General features: G+C 35.6%; 16 protein-coding genes. 8 read left to right on the top strand and 8 right to left on the bottom strand.

The window, feature by feature from the left end:
• Positions 1-122: 122 nt before the first annotated feature.
• Positions 123-2,144: a HelD family protein gene (locus M3627_RS04665; protein WP_251553130.1), complete on the top strand. Its 2,022-nt coding sequence runs from the start codon at positions 123-125 to the stop codon at positions 2,142-2,144.
• Here M3627_RS04665 and M3627_RS04660 read toward each other — a convergent pair.
• Positions 2,136-2,858, bottom strand: coding sequence for a MerR family transcriptional regulator (locus tag M3627_RS04660; protein ID WP_251553129.1), 723 nt, complete (start codon positions 2,856-2,858; stop codon positions 2,136-2,138). The two genes, M3627_RS04665 and M3627_RS04660, sit on opposite strands and share 9 nt — an antisense overlap.
• A 307-nt stretch (positions 2,859-3,165) precedes the next feature.
• Between M3627_RS04660 and M3627_RS04655 the strand changes: the two genes are divergently transcribed.
• The 3 genes from M3627_RS04655 to M3627_RS04645 all read left to right on the top strand — a co-directional run bounded on the left by M3627_RS04655 (position 3,166) and on the right by M3627_RS04645 (position 5,536).
• Positions 3,166-3,651, top strand: a complete 486-nt coding sequence (locus M3627_RS04655; protein WP_251553128.1) for a tetratricopeptide repeat protein — start codon at positions 3,166-3,168, stop codon at positions 3,649-3,651.
• On the top strand, positions 3,648-3,845 hold the full coding sequence (locus tag M3627_RS04650; RefSeq protein ID WP_251553127.1) for a hypothetical protein: 198 nt from the start codon (positions 3,648-3,650) through the stop codon (positions 3,843-3,845). The genes M3627_RS04655 and M3627_RS04650 overlap by 4 nt, the downstream gene beginning before the upstream one ends.
• Positions 3,846-5,056: 1,211 nt before the next feature.
• Entirely contained in the window at positions 5,057-5,536 is a 480-nt protein-coding gene (locus M3627_RS04645; protein ID WP_251553125.1) for a hypothetical protein, read from the top strand.
• Between the two features lie 443 nt (positions 5,537-5,979).
• Here M3627_RS04645 and M3627_RS04640 read toward each other — a convergent pair whose 3' ends face one another.
• From M3627_RS04640 to M3627_RS04615, 6 genes are all read right to left on the bottom strand, one after another.
• A complete protein-coding gene (locus tag M3627_RS04640; RefSeq protein ID WP_251553123.1) occupies positions 5,980-6,852 on the bottom strand; it encodes a DMT family transporter in 873 nt (290 codons plus the stop codon).
• A 223-nt stretch (positions 6,853-7,075) separates the two neighbouring features.
• Positions 7,076-7,651, bottom strand: a complete 576-nt coding sequence (locus tag M3627_RS04635) for a lipoprotein BA_5634 family protein (RefSeq protein WP_251553122.1) — start codon at positions 7,649-7,651, stop codon at positions 7,076-7,078.
• 180 nt (positions 7,652-7,831) lie between these two features.
• Positions 7,832-9,064, bottom strand: coding sequence for a transglycosylase SLT domain-containing protein (locus M3627_RS04630; RefSeq protein ID WP_251553121.1), 1,233 nt, complete (start codon positions 9,062-9,064; stop codon positions 7,832-7,834).
• 123 nt (positions 9,065-9,187) lie between these two features.
• Positions 9,188-9,700: a hypothetical protein gene (locus M3627_RS04625; protein WP_251553120.1), complete on the bottom strand. Its 513-nt coding sequence runs from the start codon at positions 9,698-9,700 to the stop codon at positions 9,188-9,190.
• The gene (locus M3627_RS04620; RefSeq protein WP_251553119.1) at positions 9,693-11,423 is read right to left on the bottom strand and encodes a sensor histidine kinase; all 1,731 of its coding nucleotides are present in this window, start codon (positions 11,421-11,423) and stop codon (positions 9,693-9,695) included. Before M3627_RS04620 ends, M3627_RS04625 begins: the two co-directional genes overlap by 8 nt.
• A gap of 11 nt (positions 11,424-11,434) precedes the next feature.
• Complete coding sequence (locus M3627_RS04615; RefSeq protein ID WP_169359152.1) at positions 11,435-12,115, bottom strand: response regulator transcription factor; 681 nt, start codon at positions 12,113-12,115, stop codon at positions 11,435-11,437.
• A 259-nt stretch (positions 12,116-12,374) separates the two neighbouring features.
• On the opposite strand from M3627_RS04615, the gene M3627_RS04610 reads away from it, so the two are divergent.
• The 4 genes from M3627_RS04610 (at position 12,375) to M3627_RS04595 (ending at position 15,701) form a co-directional block, all read left to right on the top strand.
• Positions 12,375-12,884 (top strand): DUF6944 family repetitive protein, encoded by a 510-nt coding sequence (locus tag M3627_RS04610; RefSeq protein WP_251553118.1) that lies wholly within the window; start codon positions 12,375-12,377, stop codon positions 12,882-12,884.
• A 164-nt stretch (positions 12,885-13,048) separates the two neighbouring features.
• Positions 13,049-13,915, top strand: a complete 867-nt coding sequence (locus M3627_RS04605; protein WP_251553207.1) for an SDR family oxidoreductase — start codon at positions 13,049-13,051, stop codon at positions 13,913-13,915.
• A gap of 94 nt (positions 13,916-14,009) precedes the next feature.
• Positions 14,010-14,174, top strand: a complete 165-nt coding sequence (locus M3627_RS04600) for a hypothetical protein (protein ID WP_251553117.1) — start codon at positions 14,010-14,012, stop codon at positions 14,172-14,174.
• Between the two features lie 27 nt (positions 14,175-14,201).
• Positions 14,202-15,701: a serine hydrolase domain-containing protein gene (locus M3627_RS04595; RefSeq protein WP_251553115.1), complete on the top strand. Its 1,500-nt coding sequence runs from the start codon at positions 14,202-14,204 to the stop codon at positions 15,699-15,701.
• Positions 15,702-15,755: 54 nt separating this feature from the next.
• On the opposite strand, the gene M3627_RS04590 is transcribed toward M3627_RS04595, so the two are convergent.
• The gene (locus M3627_RS04590) at positions 15,756-16,448 is read right to left on the bottom strand and encodes an AIM24 family protein (RefSeq protein ID WP_251553114.1); all 693 of its coding nucleotides are present in this window, start codon (positions 16,446-16,448) and stop codon (positions 15,756-15,758) included.
• Positions 16,449-16,518 lie beyond the last annotated feature (70 nt).

The raw sequence follows: 16,518 nt of genomic DNA, 5'->3' as shown, positions 1-16,518 counted from the left end.
GGTTTAAATTATAAAATTCTGAACCTGGCGCTTGCGCTTTTCTTGTGTCAAACCCTCCATTATAACCCCAGCGAAATAATAATTGTTAGAATTGGCTTTGGTGTTTAAAGGGAGGGCAAACAATGATGGATAAAAAAGAGATAACATATTTTGAAAAGATTGAAGCTGACCTTGAAGAAGCTTATCAACGTCTATCTGAAGATATAAATAATCAGGATCAAAACTATAAAGAATTACAAAAATATACGATTGAGTATAAAAATGAGCTCGATAAATTTGAAGTGTATGATTATCAACAGACGCTAAATATGATTGATAAACAAGGGCTTGCACAAGTATTAGAAAGAGAACAAATAAAAAAGCTGATTGAGTCACCTTATTTCGGTCGATTTGATTTTGTCTATAATGGTGAAGAACAGGACGATGCGGAAACCTTTTACATTGGGCGATTTGGTTTTAGAGATGAAGAAGGTACTTCGCTTATCTATGACTGGCGTGCCCCTATTTGTAATATGTATTATGAATTTGAGCTAGGAAAAGCTTACTACGAAGCCATGGGAAAATGTTTTGAAGGAGAACTCATAGGCAAACGTCAAATCAAAATCGAAAACTCACAAATTAAATATGTCGTAGAAAGCTCATTGACGATTCAAGATGAGGTTCTACAACAAACACTCAATCAACATGCAAGTGAAAAGATGAAAACGATTGTGACGTCGATTCAACGGGAGCAAAACAAAATCGTACGTAATGAGTCTGCCTATAACGTCATTATACAAGGGGTTGCTGGGTCAGGGAAAACAGCGGTTGCATTACACCGTATAGCTTATTACCTTTATAAATATAGAGATACTTTACGTGCAGATCGAATTTTCATACTGTCCCCAAACAAAGTATTTGGAGACTATATCTCTTCTGTACTACCGGAACTAGGGGAGCAGCCTATTCGTTCCTTTACTATTGATGATCTGACGGAAAGCTTATTGCCGCCGGCTGTAGCGTTCACATCCTATGAGCAGGAAACGCGAGCAATTATAATGGACCCTTCTGGAGAGCTAGCTACACGTGCGAAAATAAAGTCTAATTATTCATTTGTGGAACAACTAAACACATTCTTAAGCGACTTAGATACAAAGTTATTAAAGAAAGAATCCATATCGATTGCAGATACAGAATTTACAGCTGATTATTTAAAAAGACGTTTCTTTCAGTATCGAAAAGAACCAGTTGCTACTCGTTTAGAGCTGCTAGCTGATGATATTCTTCAGGTATTAAAAGCTAAACGGAACGGGGAAGGGACATACCCAAGTAAGAATGAGATTGTGAAGAGATTAAAAAAACGATTGCTATACACGACTCCATTAGATATCTATCGTCATTTTATAGAGGAACTGGGAGAAGATTCATTTAAGTACTCAAAAAAGACGTTTGAATTCAATGACGTATATCCGTATCTATACGTTCAGTTATATTTTAAAGGCATTAAAACCTTCGAGTTGGTACAGCATTTTGTGCTTGATGAAATGCAAGATTATACGCCAATTCAATATGCGGTTCTATCGAAAGTGTTTAACTGTAAGCGGACTATAATAGGTGACTTCAGCCAAGCATTACTGCCATATGAAACTATTTCAAAGGAATCCTTTGAGAAAATATTCTCTAATATAGAATACGTGGAATTGACGACAACTTATCGATCCTCATATGAAATAGCCATGTACGCAAAGAAATTTATGCGAACCGGTGATATTCATCCAATTGCTCGCCATGGGGAAGAACCAGGAGAAATCATTTATGAAACTTTTGATGAGATGATAGAGATAATTCATCAAATGATTCAAAATGAATATAAGACGACAGCTATTATTTGCAAGACAGAAAACGATTTAAATAGGCTAACAAGCAGCTTAACCGTTCCATTTCATATTTTAGACGGACAAACAGAAAAATTTGAAGCTGGCCTTCTTGTCACAACCATCCAGTACGCAAAGGGCTTAGAATTTGATGCAGTTCTGGTGCCCTTTGTAGATAAGTTTAACTACCATACGTTATATGACCAAGGCTTACTTTATATAGCCACTACTAGAGCAATGCACCAATTAACAATGTTCATCGATGCAAACAACAAATCTCCATTATTGTAGCTTTTCTAAAATCGCAATGATTAACTTAACGTTATTCATTGCTTTTTTTAGGTTTACCTCCAGTTCATCGGTTACATGGTAAAATTCATCTTTAAATTTAGCAGAGCTCAAAAGGGATTGAATATTCGTTACATGGTTTACCGATTCAATTTCTTCAAAAAGGTGAAGGATACTTGCGATAGAGAAATGGGCGCTACGTAATGTACGAATGATCAACAGCTTTTGCATATCTGAAGCCGCATACTGACGACGATTTTGTGCATTTCGAGAAACTGCAAATAAACCGTTCCGCTCCCAGTTTCGAACCGTTTCCTCTGTTAATTGCAGTTGTTTGCAAGCCTCTTTATGTGTGAAAATAGGCAAATTTGTTGTTTCCTCATGAAGCAATTTATCCACCGACTGAATAGCCTTCGTCATATAGTCGTATTCCGAATATAAGAAGCTTAGATAGGCTTTGGCAGACAGCAAACTTTTATGAAACAATTCCTTTCCGCTAAGTAAAACAATTTCGGTAGCCTTCTTACGTAAATTATTTTGGATAAACTCTTGTTTAAAGGCAAGCCGAGCAATATATAGTTGTTGTAAATGAACCTCACTATATTCCCGGTAGCCATTTTCTTTTCTAGGAACGGGAGAGATAAACTTCCACTCCTCGTAAAGACGAACGGTATTTGGATGAATTTGCGCTTTTTTAGCAATCTCACTTGTTCTCATATAAGATCGCCCTTTCTATCTTTAGGTAGTATAAGTATGTACATCCACATTAAACGTAACATAATAATTTTAATACAGTATAGGAAAGATGCGTACATTTTTATAGATTTATGGATAAAGAACAGTACGATTTAAAAAGGCTTTTAACGGAGCAGCATTAGTAACGTATAAGAGCAGATTCTCTAGATAGCTAGTAGCTAGAGACTGAGCAAGTAGCAAGTAGCAAGTAACCTATTGTCTGAAATTGCCAAGCTATTGTATTCTTTATATAAAGGTTAGTACCTTTAAAAGTGGAAGGTGAGTTACGATGGAAAAAATGATAGAACAAGCATTACATTTAAGAAAAGAGGGCCAATTATTAGAATCGAACCGTATTTTTCTTCAATTGGTCAAAGAATTTCCTCAAGATGCTTATATTAACTACCAATGTGCCTGGAGCTTTGACACACTAGGAGACGAGTCACAGGCCGTTCCGTTTTATGAGACAGCAATTAGCCTAGGTTTACCTGAAAAAGACCAGGAAGGGGCATTTATAGGCCTTGGAAGCACCTATAGAACTCTGGGAGAGTATGATAAGTCCCAAAAAACCTTGGAGCAGGGGCTAAAACAATTTCCAACTAATAGAGCGATGCAAGTTTTTTTAGCCATGACTCTTTACAACTTAGAGAGCCATCAGCAAGCAATGGAACTTTTACTGAAAAATATAATGGAGACGTCGAATGATGAACATATTCAAAGCTATAAAAAGGCGATTGAATTTTATTCAAACAAGTTAGATCAGACTTGGAAATGAACAAATATTTCGATGAAGAAGTAATTGGAATTATTAAGGGACTTTATAAGTATGTTTTATCAAGCTATTATATAAAAACGAAAAATCTGTTGGAAGATAGCAGGCGTTTTTTATCCAAAATGATGAATTTTACGGGATGGAAACAAATGTTCTATTTATGTTTAATGGAAGTTTTGGATGAAGAATGGTGCTAGAAAAAGCTCGTATTGGCTTATTTCGTAAATCTATAACGCTTATAATAGGGAATAACTTTGCTACTAAATCCCTTTAGAACAATAGGTGTCTACTGTCTACGAAGAGGGAGCATAGGCGAAATGAGTTTATTATAGTGTTCTAATAGAAAAAGTTTGCTTACTAATTACCAGTATAACTATCCGACTAGCTGACATGGATATTCGACAAAGGAATACATTAACTCGTGGAATACACATATAACATTTTCCATTTAAGAGGAAGATGTTGAAAACTTCAGAAGGCAATATTTTTTTCTGTGATACAAATATAAAGAGAAAGAATATTTGTTGATCTGGATGGTGAAAAATTATAACGGAACATTGTAAGATAAATTGAACTATTAAAAGAAGGAATATATAACAAGGAATTAAAATCGAAAACAAGGCTAAGAATTGCAAACAAATATTAAAAAGAAAAAATATAAATTTTAATGCTGCCAATAAATCTAATGAAATTTTATAAACAAACCAAAAAAAAACACGTTTTTCTCAAATATCTCACTGTTTCAAGTATACTTATGTAATGAAACGTAACTTCGTATAATTTATATTATGTAAACTAAAATATTTTTAGTAATAGCAATAACCAATCACTTACCTTCCCGTATATGTACATGAACAAGAATCTACCGTCACTTCGGACAATAATATCCAGACACTCCTTTTTCAAATATTAATTCAATTTTTTATGTTAGAAATATTATTTTATCTCTTTTTAGTGGTGTTAATTTAAATGATTAAATATAGTTTTGCTGTTTAATTTGCGATCACTTCACTTAAAAAGTCATTCTAATCGCAGATCTTTCTTCTCCTCTACAAATAACTAATTGATTAGTCATTAAAGCAATACTTACAGTACACAATTGAATTCACTTGCTAAATAGCTTATTAGAGCTACTGGAACTTCATCTGTTACCTTTGTTACTAATATAGTAAGATTATCTCTATAATTTGCAAACGTATCCTCTAGTCTTTCAATTTTTAATCATTTCAACAGTTTTTCATTCATAAAGAATTGTAAAAAGTTCCCATGATAATTCACCAAAGAAGGAAGTCAAATTCTTCTTTGTATATTTTTAATCCAAAAGCCAGTTTTCAATAAAATAAAATACTTTTTCCTAATAATGGTAATATACAATTTCAGGTGTTGACACAAAAGGAGGATGGAATATTTGGAAAAACTACTGACAGTAGCACTCGTTTCGATTATTTTAGCCGGTTGCTCGGACGAGAAAGACAATATGGGCGCAGGTACAGACTACAAGAAGGAAATCGAGGCACTACAAAAAGAGAACCAAGAGTTAAAGGACATCATGAGTGATTACAGCTCGTTCCTACAGGAAACCGACAGAACTTCTAGACGTTTCATGGATCTACTTGCAGCTGAGGATTTCGAGACGCTAAAAGCCGAGTTCCCCGTCGAGTTCGAAGTGATAAACAAAGCGATACACCTTAAAGAACCGGAGAACAACGCACCGTTCGAAGTCGAACTGGCCAAACAATCAAAACACATCGGTTTCTTTAACAAAGACGATGAAATGACCGAGATAGGCTATTACATGTACAACCCTCAATACGACAGCAACAGTCTAGTCGTGTTCCATTACGGCAAGGACAATCAACTGGAGTACGTATACTTGGGTGCCAGATAGAATAAGAGAAGGAGTTCGGAAATCCGACACCCCTTCTTTTTTTGGATTTATTATTCCGGCAATGTTTCGATATAGTTCTTGATTCGCTCAGCAACAGCCCTTCCTGCTGCCTGACTCTTAGCGAGGGTATCTAGCTTACTCACATCGGAATTGTTACTTAAAAAGCCGATTTCGCACAGAACACCTCATGCCTTCTGTTCAAACTATTTTTTTCGATTACGTATTCCCTGTTCAATTAATATACTAAAATATATAAAACGTTACTCTTTGAACGTGTTGGGTTGAAATGAGTGATGAAATTAAGCATTTCAACGACTTGATTACTTCCTTTATCAAAAAATTGTAGATCTTTTGGGTAAAAATCAGACTTGTTTATAATTAGGCTTTTACACCATAGAAACAAAAAACCAGACTCCAGATAATATGTAAGCCCAGTTTCGTTGTTAAGCGTTTATTATAGACTTTTTAAAGGATGGTTTCACTTCCGCGATAATAATAGCGGTAAATATCAGGCAGCTTCCAAAAATCATTCTCCCTGTTAAAATTTCACCTAATAATAATACCGAGAAAAATGTTCCAAATAAGGACTCTGTCGACAGAATTAACGCAGATTTTGTTGGATCTGCATACTGCATTCCAATATTTTGACATACATAAGCAATTAAAGTACAAAAAACAGCTAGATATATTATTGTTAAAACGCCCTCCACACTTGCTGAAGTAGGAATTTCTCCAAGTATAAGAACACCAATCCAACTAAAAATCGAAGCTACGAAGAATTGGACAATTGTTAATGCTAGTGCATCTTCTTTTTTTACGAAGATATTCGTATAAAAAATATCAAATGCAAACGCGAATGCACACAGAATTGATAACATATCTCCGACATTAATTGTAAATGAATCTTGTAGAGATAAAAATCCAATACCTACAATCGCGATGATAGCTGCCAAAATCTCAAAGTGGTCATATCGACGTTTATAAATGATGTAAGCAATAATAGGTACAATGATCACATTAATAGCTGTTAAAAAGGCATTTTTTGAGGGAGTTGTATACTCAAGCCCTAGTGTTTGTAATGAAAACGCAATAAATAGAATAGCACCTAATATAGAGCCTTTCCAGAAAACACTTTTAGAAATTAGTTTTAGTTTTTTAGAGAAAATAATGGCTAATAGAACTGTTGCTAATGTAAAACGAAGCGCCATTAATTGCATTACACTCCAATGTTCTAAGCCTACTGACATTCCAACAAATCCGCTCCCCCACATAACAGCGGTAATAATCATTAATAATTCACCTTTATACTTCTTCATGCTGAACCTTCTCTCTAATACATAGCAAGAACATTAAGATATAATCTTTTTTCAATTTAATCAATATAAGAATCATATTATTACTTTTTCACAATATCAACTAGACAATAAAATTTTTTTTAATTTTTGTTATTAACTATCTCAAAGTAATTACAATAAGCGTAGATTCTCAAAATCTTAGAAAATAAAATAGGACTGCCTATAATAGACAGTCCTTACTGTATTAGTTTTCTATTCTAACTAGCTGAGTTTTTTCTACATCATATTTCAATCCATCAGCACTCGGATCTTTATCATATTTAAGTACAGCCATCGTTTTTTCCGTACCTTCTATTGCATCATAATCTGCATTAGTGACGATTAGGAACATATCTGTGTATGCTCTACCTTCACCAATGATTAAATTACCTTCATATTTTACGTTTTCCATAGCATCCAGTTTTTCCACCTTTTGCTTTGCGAAAAGTAATCCCTCACCTTCTGAAACTTTCGAAAGAGACTTAGCTACTTTTGTTTTTCCTTTTTCTTGGTTAGTTATTTCTCGGATTAATTGTTTGCTTACAAGTTCTTTTGCTGTTTCTTCCGTTAGAACCATTACCTTTTGTTGACCTTGCTCTATCATTTTAATAGTGAACTGTTCTTCTTCGATTATTTCTTTTTTATCACGCTCTACAGAATCTATAATATCTTGTTGTTCGCCATACAGAATGACCCCATTAGCTTTTGCCAAAAGATTGCACCCTGTTAATACGGTTGTTGCTATAACGGTAGTAAGAAATATAATTAGTAATTTTTTCATTTTTTTTAGCCCCTTTGTTTTTTAATCTTCCTTGCTATAACCCTATTATAGGGGAGATTTTTACAAAGAGCCTTCGCTTTAGATGACGTTCACATTACATTATTGCAACCTTGGATTTCCAATTAAACAAAAAAGAACCATTCTACTTCAAGTCGTAGAATGGTTTAAAATGAATACTTTTTATTGTCCCAGTAACGCTAGCTTGCTTTTAGATGGCGTTTCGTATTTTATATTGGAGGACTTCTGGATGTAGCTCCCCCCGCCTACGCCATATAATCCGCCATTGTTGCTCTTGTAATTATATACGCGGTATTCTTCGCCTTTTTTAAGCGTACGGACAGTCGTCAATGAACCGTTGCTATCCATTTTTACTAGGTTTGTATTCGATAGGATAGTAACTTTACCTATTTGTCCTAGTTTAAGTTCAGTTTTCCCCCACATTACCTTTTTAACAGGTTGAGTATTCGTTTTTTTGTTAATGTAAGCAGAGGATATAAAACCAACATGTTTTTTGTCTTCTGTTCTAACTGGATACCATACAAATTGATTTATGCTCGTTAGTGACTGGTCATATAAAAATGTTCCTTCAATAATTAAGGTCGTATTCTTACCTAAAGTAGTTGAAGCAGATGAAGTGCTGGGTTGCGATCTTAGCCTTACATTGTCTTGAGCTACACTAACCTTGTCTCCTTTTTGGAAATGATACGAGGAAGCATGCATAGGACTCGTAAATGTGTACTCTTTCTTCTTAAAAACTATGTTTTCGGTGCTGCTAGTATCATATTCAAAGTCCTCTGAACGGAAGTCTAGCTTTCCTAATTTAGAATTGTTCAAGTAACTGTCCTTTTCGATAAAAGAAAAGACCTTCTCCTGATATGCCTCGGTATTATTTAAACCATTGGATTTATAAACAGGGCTATTAGCTGGTTTTATACCGTTATAAGCCATGACTGGAAAATACCAGCTCTCGATAATTTCTGGTCCTGCTCCTTTTATTTTCGGTAGATCATTACGTTGATACATACTCTTAAGGATTTCCACACCAGCCTGAATATTGTAGGTGACATGGTATTTTAATCGTTCTTGGTCATAAGCTGCCTGATTAGTTATCTGCATAATACCTATCCCTTGGTCCGTTGAAACGATTGGTTGTCCATTTTCATTAAATTGTTTCCATCCACCATTTTCTTTGGACGCCACAGCTTTCACAACCTCCGGAGGAATATTAGCATCTAAAGCTGAATTTGTAAGTAGGCAATTCATATGTTGATATGATGGATTTTGATTTTGCTTAATATCTCCATATGAAGAACATTTAGCTTCCCATGTCGGCTCGGCTGAAGCTGTATCATATATTCCAACTAGTAGTACCAAACAAGTTATATGGCCCGCAATGATTCTAGATATTTTCATTAATAAATACTCCATTCATTGAATATTTTATATTTATTAGTATATTTTACCATAAAATATTAAAGATGAGCTTTATTAATTACAAAAGGTGGATTTAGAAAAAAAGATAATCAGATACAGATATTAATATAAAGTTAGAGTTTTTTCCCAAGTTAACTCATTTCCCTGGTCATCCTTGAAAATAAATTTAACCTGACCTTCCTCGCCTTTCATAGCATCAGAATAGAAGAACCCGGAATACTCGCCGTTTCCACTAATATAGAACCCTTCTTCTCCGCTAGCTCCATGTTCAATGGCTTCTTGAACAGTATTAATAACTTGACTTTTATTTGAAATCCACTGCATTTCTGTTAAGGAGAATCCCTCTGGTACTTCTTTTATGACAAAGTCAAAGCTATTCCCTTCAATTGGTTTAGCTGTTTGGTCAATAACAATTAAAATCTCCTCGTCCGTCACTTGTTTCAGTTGATTGTCTTCAGTTTTAGTTTCATTTTCGTTATCCGATGTTCCTTTTGCTGCTGTTGATTCATTTTGACTATCTTCCGACTTGTCAGATGTAGTAGAATTTATTTGTGTTCCACAGCCGCTGGTAAAGAAAAGTACCGTTATAGCTATAATGTAAATAGATTTATTCATCTTGTTCTCCCCTATCCTCATTTAATGTAAAAGAAAATGCTACTCCTTGATTTGTATTCATCCCTCGATATTCACTTTGATGAAGCTCGAGTATATGTTTCACTATGGCTAGCCCCAAACCGGTACCACCGGATTTGCGGTTTCGTGAGTTTTCAATACGGTAGAATTGTTCCCAAATATTGCTTAGCTCTTCCTCCGCGATGAATGAGCCAACATTTTCTATTATTACTGTCACTTTATTCACCTCTGTTCGAGTAATACTAACGGTTATTATAGTATTCTCGGAAGCATGCCGAATTGCATTGCTCAAAAGATTCAAGATAACCTGTTCAATTCTTCTGTAATCTGCTTTAACTAATATTTGATCAGCTTCAAAGTCATAGCTGAGTAATAATCGCTTGCTCTCCAACTGCTGAGAAAAAGATTCAGCTACATTCTCTATTAAATCGGTTAAAGAGAAGTTTTCCATCTGTAAGCGGATAGCCTTTGCCTCATATTTCGAAAGCTCTAGCATATCTAAAATTAAGGCATTCATCCGATCTGTTTCACTAACGATCAGAGATAGATACCGTTCGCTTTTTTCTTTAGCTATATTATCCTGCAAGCCTTCAGCGAAGCCTTTTATAATTCCAAGAGGGGTTTTCAGCTCATGAGAGAGGTTTGCAATTAACTGTTTGCGAAGTTTCTCAGCCTGCTGTTTCTCTTTTATTTCCCCTTGTAGTTTCCCATTTGCAAGTGTTAAATCATTTAAAGCTGCTTGTAAATTATTCGATAAGGAATTCATGTCTCGCGCAAGCCCACCAAATTCATCCTTGGAACGGATTTCTATTTGCTCAGAAAAGTCGAGTTTAGCTAAGCGCGTTGCAGAACGGCTTAACATTCTTATCGGTCTTGAAACAATCCTAGAGTAAATCATAGACAGGATAATAACCAGAGCAATAACAATAGGAGCTATTAAGATAAAGTATTGTTGAAGTACCTCGACGGCCTCTCCAACAGGCTGTAAAGAAGCCATAACCATTAAATACCTGTCCTGATCCTCTAGTGCGGATGTTAAGACAATGTAATTTACTCCACTCCATTTGTCCTGCCATTGTCTTTGTACGACAGATCCATCTTTCAAAAGTGATAATTCTCGAGAATTAGGTATCCAATCATTTAAGACTTCATCGATGAGAGTGTCTTGATAGAGAGGGTTGTATGACCTTTGTTCTGGTAGTAGAAAATCAGTTACCTTTCCATGCACTCTTGACAGTCCCATTTGGACGTCCCTAAATTGAGGAGGGTTAATCTCAACTGGCTGTAAAATTTTATTTTTTTCATCTATGAAAATTCCATCTATAACTAATGTATTGCCAATCTCGAGTTCTTGTGGAAGTGATCCCACCTCCATCCCCTCATTGGGAATTCGAATAGAGATCAAGGTTTGGTCAACGTTTAGCTCGATACAATATGGTTCTATTGGGATGTGGTTAAAGTATTCATTTAGTATAGAAATTGTTGCATCTTTTTGATTCATTAAGGAAGCAATTTGCTCGTTTATTTGTTGTTCATTTAGTTCCTCTTTATTGATTTGATCTTTTAAATAAATCATATTCTCTTCTAATGTTTGTACCTTTGACGAATGGTAGAACTTTTCGAAAAAGAACACTTCAGCTAGCATGATAAAAGAAAAAACAATTAAAATAAGAGTAGTCGTTACAATAAACAGTTTAAAAACCACACTATTTCTTCTCATGATTCCACTTCAAATTTATAGCCAGATCGTATAACGGTATAAATATATTTCCCTTCTACTCCAAGCTTCGCTCTTAACTTTTTTATATGTGTATCTACGGTGCGTAAATCTCCCATATAGTCATACCCCCATACAGCGTTTAAAATATATTCTCGGTGTAATACCTTGCCATAATGCTTGATAAGAAAGATGAACAAATCATACTCTTTTGGTGAGAGAAGTATCTTTTCGTGAGCAACCGAAACGGTATGTGCCGATCGATTAATACGTATATTCCCGTAAATCTCCGTCTCTCCATCCTGTACGACAATACCTTCCCTTCTTTTTATCAATGCATTGGCACGGGCTACCAATACCCTTGGACTTAGAGGCTTAGTAACATACTCATCTGCACCTAGCTCAAATCCCAAGATTTGATCATCGTCTTCTGATTTTGCGGTAATAATTATGATAGGTACCTCCGATTTTTCACGAATGTACTTGCATACAGACCATCCATCCATTTTAGGCAACATGATATCTAAAATAACTAAGTCAAAGTTTGTTTGATTTAAACATTCAATCCCTGCTTTTCCGTCATCTGCTTCATAAATTTCCCAATTATCCCTTTTGAAATAGTCTGTTATAAATTCCCTCATCAACATGTCATCCTCAATCAACAATACCTTTAGTTTCATAGTTTAAGACACCCATTTCTCCCTCAATCTTAGTCATCACCCCTAAGGCTCACTATAAAGGCCTTATGTGTACTTTGTGTGTATTTTATATTATTTTTGAAAAGAATTATATAATAGTAGTTAAAATCTTCCTATTTTCCTATATTTGTAGTTCCTTAGCACAAGGTCTGTTTTCCATAATAATAACTGTCTAACTCCCTCAAAGATGCTGACATATACTAATAAAGGGTCGAATCAACTGTTATTGGAATGATTGAAAATGTGGACTGAATCACAAATAAGTGCTTGGATTGAAGCAATAGGAACTGTTTTATCTGCTATAGGAAGCACTCCTTCATCCGTTTTATCAGATGAGATACTAAACGATTTAAATGTCATTGGTTTGGCATTACAGGCTATTGGAAGTAGTCTAATCCCTCAAAATCAGGATTATTTATTCGTTGTAGGCAGCCAGCTGGAGGCGATTGGAAACTTGGTATCCTTACAAGCAGAGTTTATAGAAAACGAAAAAGTTAGCTCGGTGTTAGATTCCCAAGGAGATTTGCTCGAGGCAGTAGGAGGAGCATTAACGATTGATTTCACAGGAAACCAATCCATACAGAATGCTCTAAATAATCTAGGTGATGTTATTCAAGTAATTGGAGCTGCTTATCAAGCATTATCGGTTAGATATCCACCTAATAGTTTAAAAAATCAGGAAATCAATACAGTAGGTAGCTGGATACAAGCTGTTGGTGCCGTTCTATCTGCTATTTTTGTGGAGGGGTAAGGAAACTAGTAATTGTATCCTTTATACAAAGCATTTTCGATGATCTTCCTTCCCTTTTACTTAAACCTTTTCTCCAGTCGTATATTCCCTTTTATGTTTGGTCATTATTGCTATGGGTAATTAATCATTATAATGGAAAATTACAATTAGCAATCAAGAAGGGAATGATTCTAGTGGAAAACCGAAAAAATGAAAAAATTCCAGCACAAGAACAGAAACGTCAACCAGGAATTGAAGCAGAAATGGAGCCAAGACCTGACTTCTCTCAAAACCTTGCTGGTAAATCTCAAAGACTAGCCGGAAAAATTGCTTTAATCACTGGTGGAGATAGTGGTATTGGACGAGCAGTAGCAGTAGCTTATGCTAAAGAAGGTGCAGATGTAGCAATCTCCTACTTAGATGAGCATGAGGATGCGGAAGAAACCAAAAAAATTGTAGAGAACGAAGGAAAAAAATGTTTACTACTACCTGGAGATATTGGTGAGGAGTCTGTTTGTCAGGAAATTATAAGTAAAGTAATCGGCGAATTTGGAAAGCTCGATATACTAGTTAATAACGCTGGTGAACAGCATACTCAAACATCTCTGAAAGATATAACAGCTGAACAAATGGAGAAAACTTTCCGTACAAACGTGTTTAGTATGTTCCATTTGACTAAAGCTGCGCTTGATCATTTAAAAGAAGGAAGTACGATTATTAACACTACTTCTATCACTGCATTCCAAGGTGCACCTAATTTGATTGATTATTCCGCTACAAAGGGTGCTATTTTAACGTTTACTCGTTCACTAGCAGGTTCCCTTGTAGAACAAGGAATTAGAGTAAATGCTGTAGCTCCAGGACCAATATGGACGCCGCTTATTCCTGCCTCCTTTGCTGCTGATGAGGTGGATGGTTTCGGTAGTCAAACACCTATGAAACGACCAGGTCATCCAAGCGAGTTGGCTTCGGGCTATGTATACTTAGCATCTGAAGATTCGTCTTATGTAACTGGACAAGTACTTCATATTAACGGCGGTACTCCTTTGTAATACGTTGTATATCATCCTAAAACAGGTTCCTCTTTCTTAAGATGAGGAACCTGTTTTTAGATTTTACATAAATAAGCAATGGGATGTGCTGAATATGGAGATTTTAAATCAGTATGCTTCCCCCTTCACCTCCTCTCCTCTAGTATTATTAAACAAAAGACTAGATAAGACTGCAGACTTAGACAATTTTAGCCACGAGCCTGATAACCAGTTAACACTATTACGGTATGATGAGTTAATAGATGGAATATTTCTGTAAAATAAGAAAAATACAGGAGGAAAAGTATTGAAAAAATCTATTGATACGAAGAAACTAGGCTTTGTTCTTCTTTTAATATTTATCCTATTAGCTAAGTTACCCTTTCCCTTTTTAGGTGAAGTATACGCTAATCACACCTTTAAAACTGAAGACATTGATAAGTTTGTCACTAGCTATTTAAAGCAGCACGGACTACCTGGTGCTTCCATAGTAGTTGTAAAAAACGGTCAATTAATATATGAAAAAGGATATGGTCACGATTCTGAAGGGAATCCTATAACGGAAAAATCGTTAATGAGAATTGGTTCCGCATCTAAATCATTTTCTGCATTTGCTGTTTTACAGCTTGTTGAGGAAGGTAAAGTACAACTCGATGATCGAGTAATTAAGTATTTGCCAGAGGTCACACTTGATGATTCACGCTGGAAGGAAGTTACGATTCGTCAACTTTTGAGTCATACATCAGGTATACCAAATCCGATTATTGTTCCACCAGCGAATAATTTAAAAGCGGGAGTAGAACGTTTAAGTGATTGGAGGCTTCAAGCAAACCCAGGAGAGAAATATTACTATAGTAACGCAAATTACTGGATCATAGCACTTTTAGTAGAAAAAATTAGTGAACAGGAATTCTCTGAATATCTTAAACAAAAGTTATTCTCTCCGCTTGGAATGGACGATTCACTTGCTAATGTTAATTCGGGAGACTTAGTAGTTGGTCTACCTAGAGGATATGTAACCGTATATGGAAAGGCAATGCCTTGGTCAGAGCTAGAAGCGATGAATATGGGGGCTGGAAGTATTATATCTACAGCATCTGATATGGGTAAATGGCTTTCTATGCAAACAAACGAGGGTAAATCTGAAGAAGGAGAGCAATTACTATCAAAAGAATTATTAGAAGAAACTTATTCTCCACAACTTGGAAGTGAAAAATATGGTCTTGGTTGGGAATTAAGCTCACCTAATGTAAAGCCAGCACGCATTTCACATAGCGGGGTGGAAACAACCTATCAAGCGCAACAAGATATAATACCGAATAGTGGTTATGCAGTTGCAGTTCTATTAAATAGCTTTACTCCTACAATTGAACACGCTTATGAGATAAGTACAGGTATTATCCAATTGACCGAGGGGCAAAAACCTGAACTAAAAGCTCCAGTATCTAAAATAATTGATTTATCACTTGGAGTTATTACAATGATCTATTTGTTATTAGGAATTAGAGGTATTCTGCTGAGTAAAAGATGGTCTGAGGAACGAAAAAAACAAACCGCTTGGAGATTTGTCCTTGGATTAATGCCTCAAATAGTTCCAGCATTATTAATCGGATGGTTGTTTTTTATTGTTCCCACATTACAAAATAATAGTTCAACCACGATGAATGCAATTGGTCTTTTTCCAGCTGCGATGTTCTTACTAGCTATTGTTTTCATGATTGGTGTAGTTCTTACCGTTTTAAGAATCTATTATCGAATATCATTCAAGGATAAGAATTACACGAAAAAACGCTCAGAATTACTCTGAGCGTTTTGTTTGCCATTAATTATGTTGAATTTTTTCGAAATATATTGCTAACACTTAACTCTGCCTTTGGAAATATACCTCTTCATAAGGTTGTACAATAACAAAGCCGTCTCCTTGGAACTTCATTTGAATCGACTCTCCACTACCTCTACCGACGAAGGTTTTAAAGGAGACGTCTGTTTGGAAATCAGGCTGAAGGTTACCGGACCAAGCCACGGTAGCATTAGGATCTGTAAAAACAGGCTTTCCTGGAGTCACACGCAATGTAAGAGGCTCGTAATGAGATGTAATAGCCACTAAACCAGTTCCTTCACACTTTACATTAAACAAGCCCCCAGACATCATTCCTGCCACTTTTTTCATGATTTTAATATTATGCTTAATCGTAGGCTCAAAAGCTAGCAAATCATTCCCATTTACAAAGATCGCTTCATTTTGTAGATGAAGGATAATGATTTTCTTTCCACTGTCGGCAAGATATAACTTACCATGGCCATTTGCTTTCATAAGCGAGGCGCCTTCTCCTGTTAAAGCTTTTTTGAACATTGCACCCATCCCCTGCTCAAAAACGCCCTCACGCTCAAACTTAATCTTTCCATGATAAGCAACCATGGATCCTGCCTTTGCCCAAACTAGCCCCTCCAGATTAACCTCCAGTAGACGTTCCGTTTCTAATTCAAAAAAGCCTTCTCCCTTATCTTCCTGCTCCGTACTTTTTATAAATTCAGCTATTGAATATCTACTCATCAACAAACACCCCTTCTACTTATCATATACGTTGAAGATTCAAACTATGATTTAATTCGATTAATAAAAT

It is taken from the genome of Psychrobacillus sp. MER TA 171, assembly GCF_023713305.1.
GTDB lineage: Bacteria > Bacillota > Bacilli > Bacillales_A > Planococcaceae > Psychrobacillus.
The sequence above is the reverse complement of the archived record's forward strand: the minus strand, read 5'-3'. Positions and strand labels throughout refer to the sequence as shown.

What these genes read in the sequence shown, in the direction of transcription:
- M3627_RS04665 (WP_251553130.1), top strand. Translation starts at nt 123, where the DNA reads ATGATGGATAAAAAAGAGATAACATATTTTGAAAAGATTGAAGCTGAC.
- M3627_RS04660 (WP_251553129.1), bottom strand. Translation starts at nt 2,858, where the DNA reads ATGAGAACAAGTGAGATTGCTAAAAAAGCGCAAATTCATCCAAATACC.
- M3627_RS04655 (WP_251553128.1), top strand. Translation starts at nt 3,166, where the DNA reads ATGGAAAAAATGATAGAACAAGCATTACATTTAAGAAAAGAGGGCCAA.
- M3627_RS04650 (WP_251553127.1), top strand. Translation starts at nt 3,648, where the DNA reads ATGAACAAATATTTCGATGAAGAAGTAATTGGAATTATTAAGGGACTT.
- M3627_RS04640 (WP_251553123.1), bottom strand. Translation starts at nt 6,852, where the DNA reads ATGAAGAAGTATAAAGGTGAATTATTAATGATTATTACCGCTGTTATG.
- M3627_RS04635 (WP_251553122.1), bottom strand. Translation starts at nt 7,651, where the DNA reads ATGAAAAAATTACTAATTATATTTCTTACTACCGTTATAGCAACAACC.
- M3627_RS04630 (WP_251553121.1), bottom strand. Translation starts at nt 9,064, where the DNA reads ATGAAAATATCTAGAATCATTGCGGGCCATATAACTTGTTTGGTACTA.
- M3627_RS04625 (WP_251553120.1), bottom strand. Translation starts at nt 9,700, where the DNA reads ATGAATAAATCTATTTACATTATAGCTATAACGGTACTTTTCTTTACC.
- M3627_RS04615 (WP_169359152.1), bottom strand. Translation starts at nt 12,115, where the DNA reads ATGAAACTAAAGGTATTGTTGATTGAGGATGACATGTTGATGAGGGAA.
- M3627_RS04610 (WP_251553118.1), top strand. Translation starts at nt 12,375, where the DNA reads ATGTGGACTGAATCACAAATAAGTGCTTGGATTGAAGCAATAGGAACT.
- M3627_RS04605 (WP_251553207.1), top strand. Translation starts at nt 13,049, where the DNA reads ATGATTCTAGTGGAAAACCGAAAAAATGAAAAAATTCCAGCACAAGAA.
- M3627_RS04600 (WP_251553117.1), top strand. Translation starts at nt 14,010, where the DNA reads ATGGAGATTTTAAATCAGTATGCTTCCCCCTTCACCTCCTCTCCTCTA.
- M3627_RS04590 (WP_251553114.1), bottom strand. Translation starts at nt 16,448, where the DNA reads ATGAGTAGATATTCAATAGCTGAATTTATAAAAAGTACGGAGCAGGAA.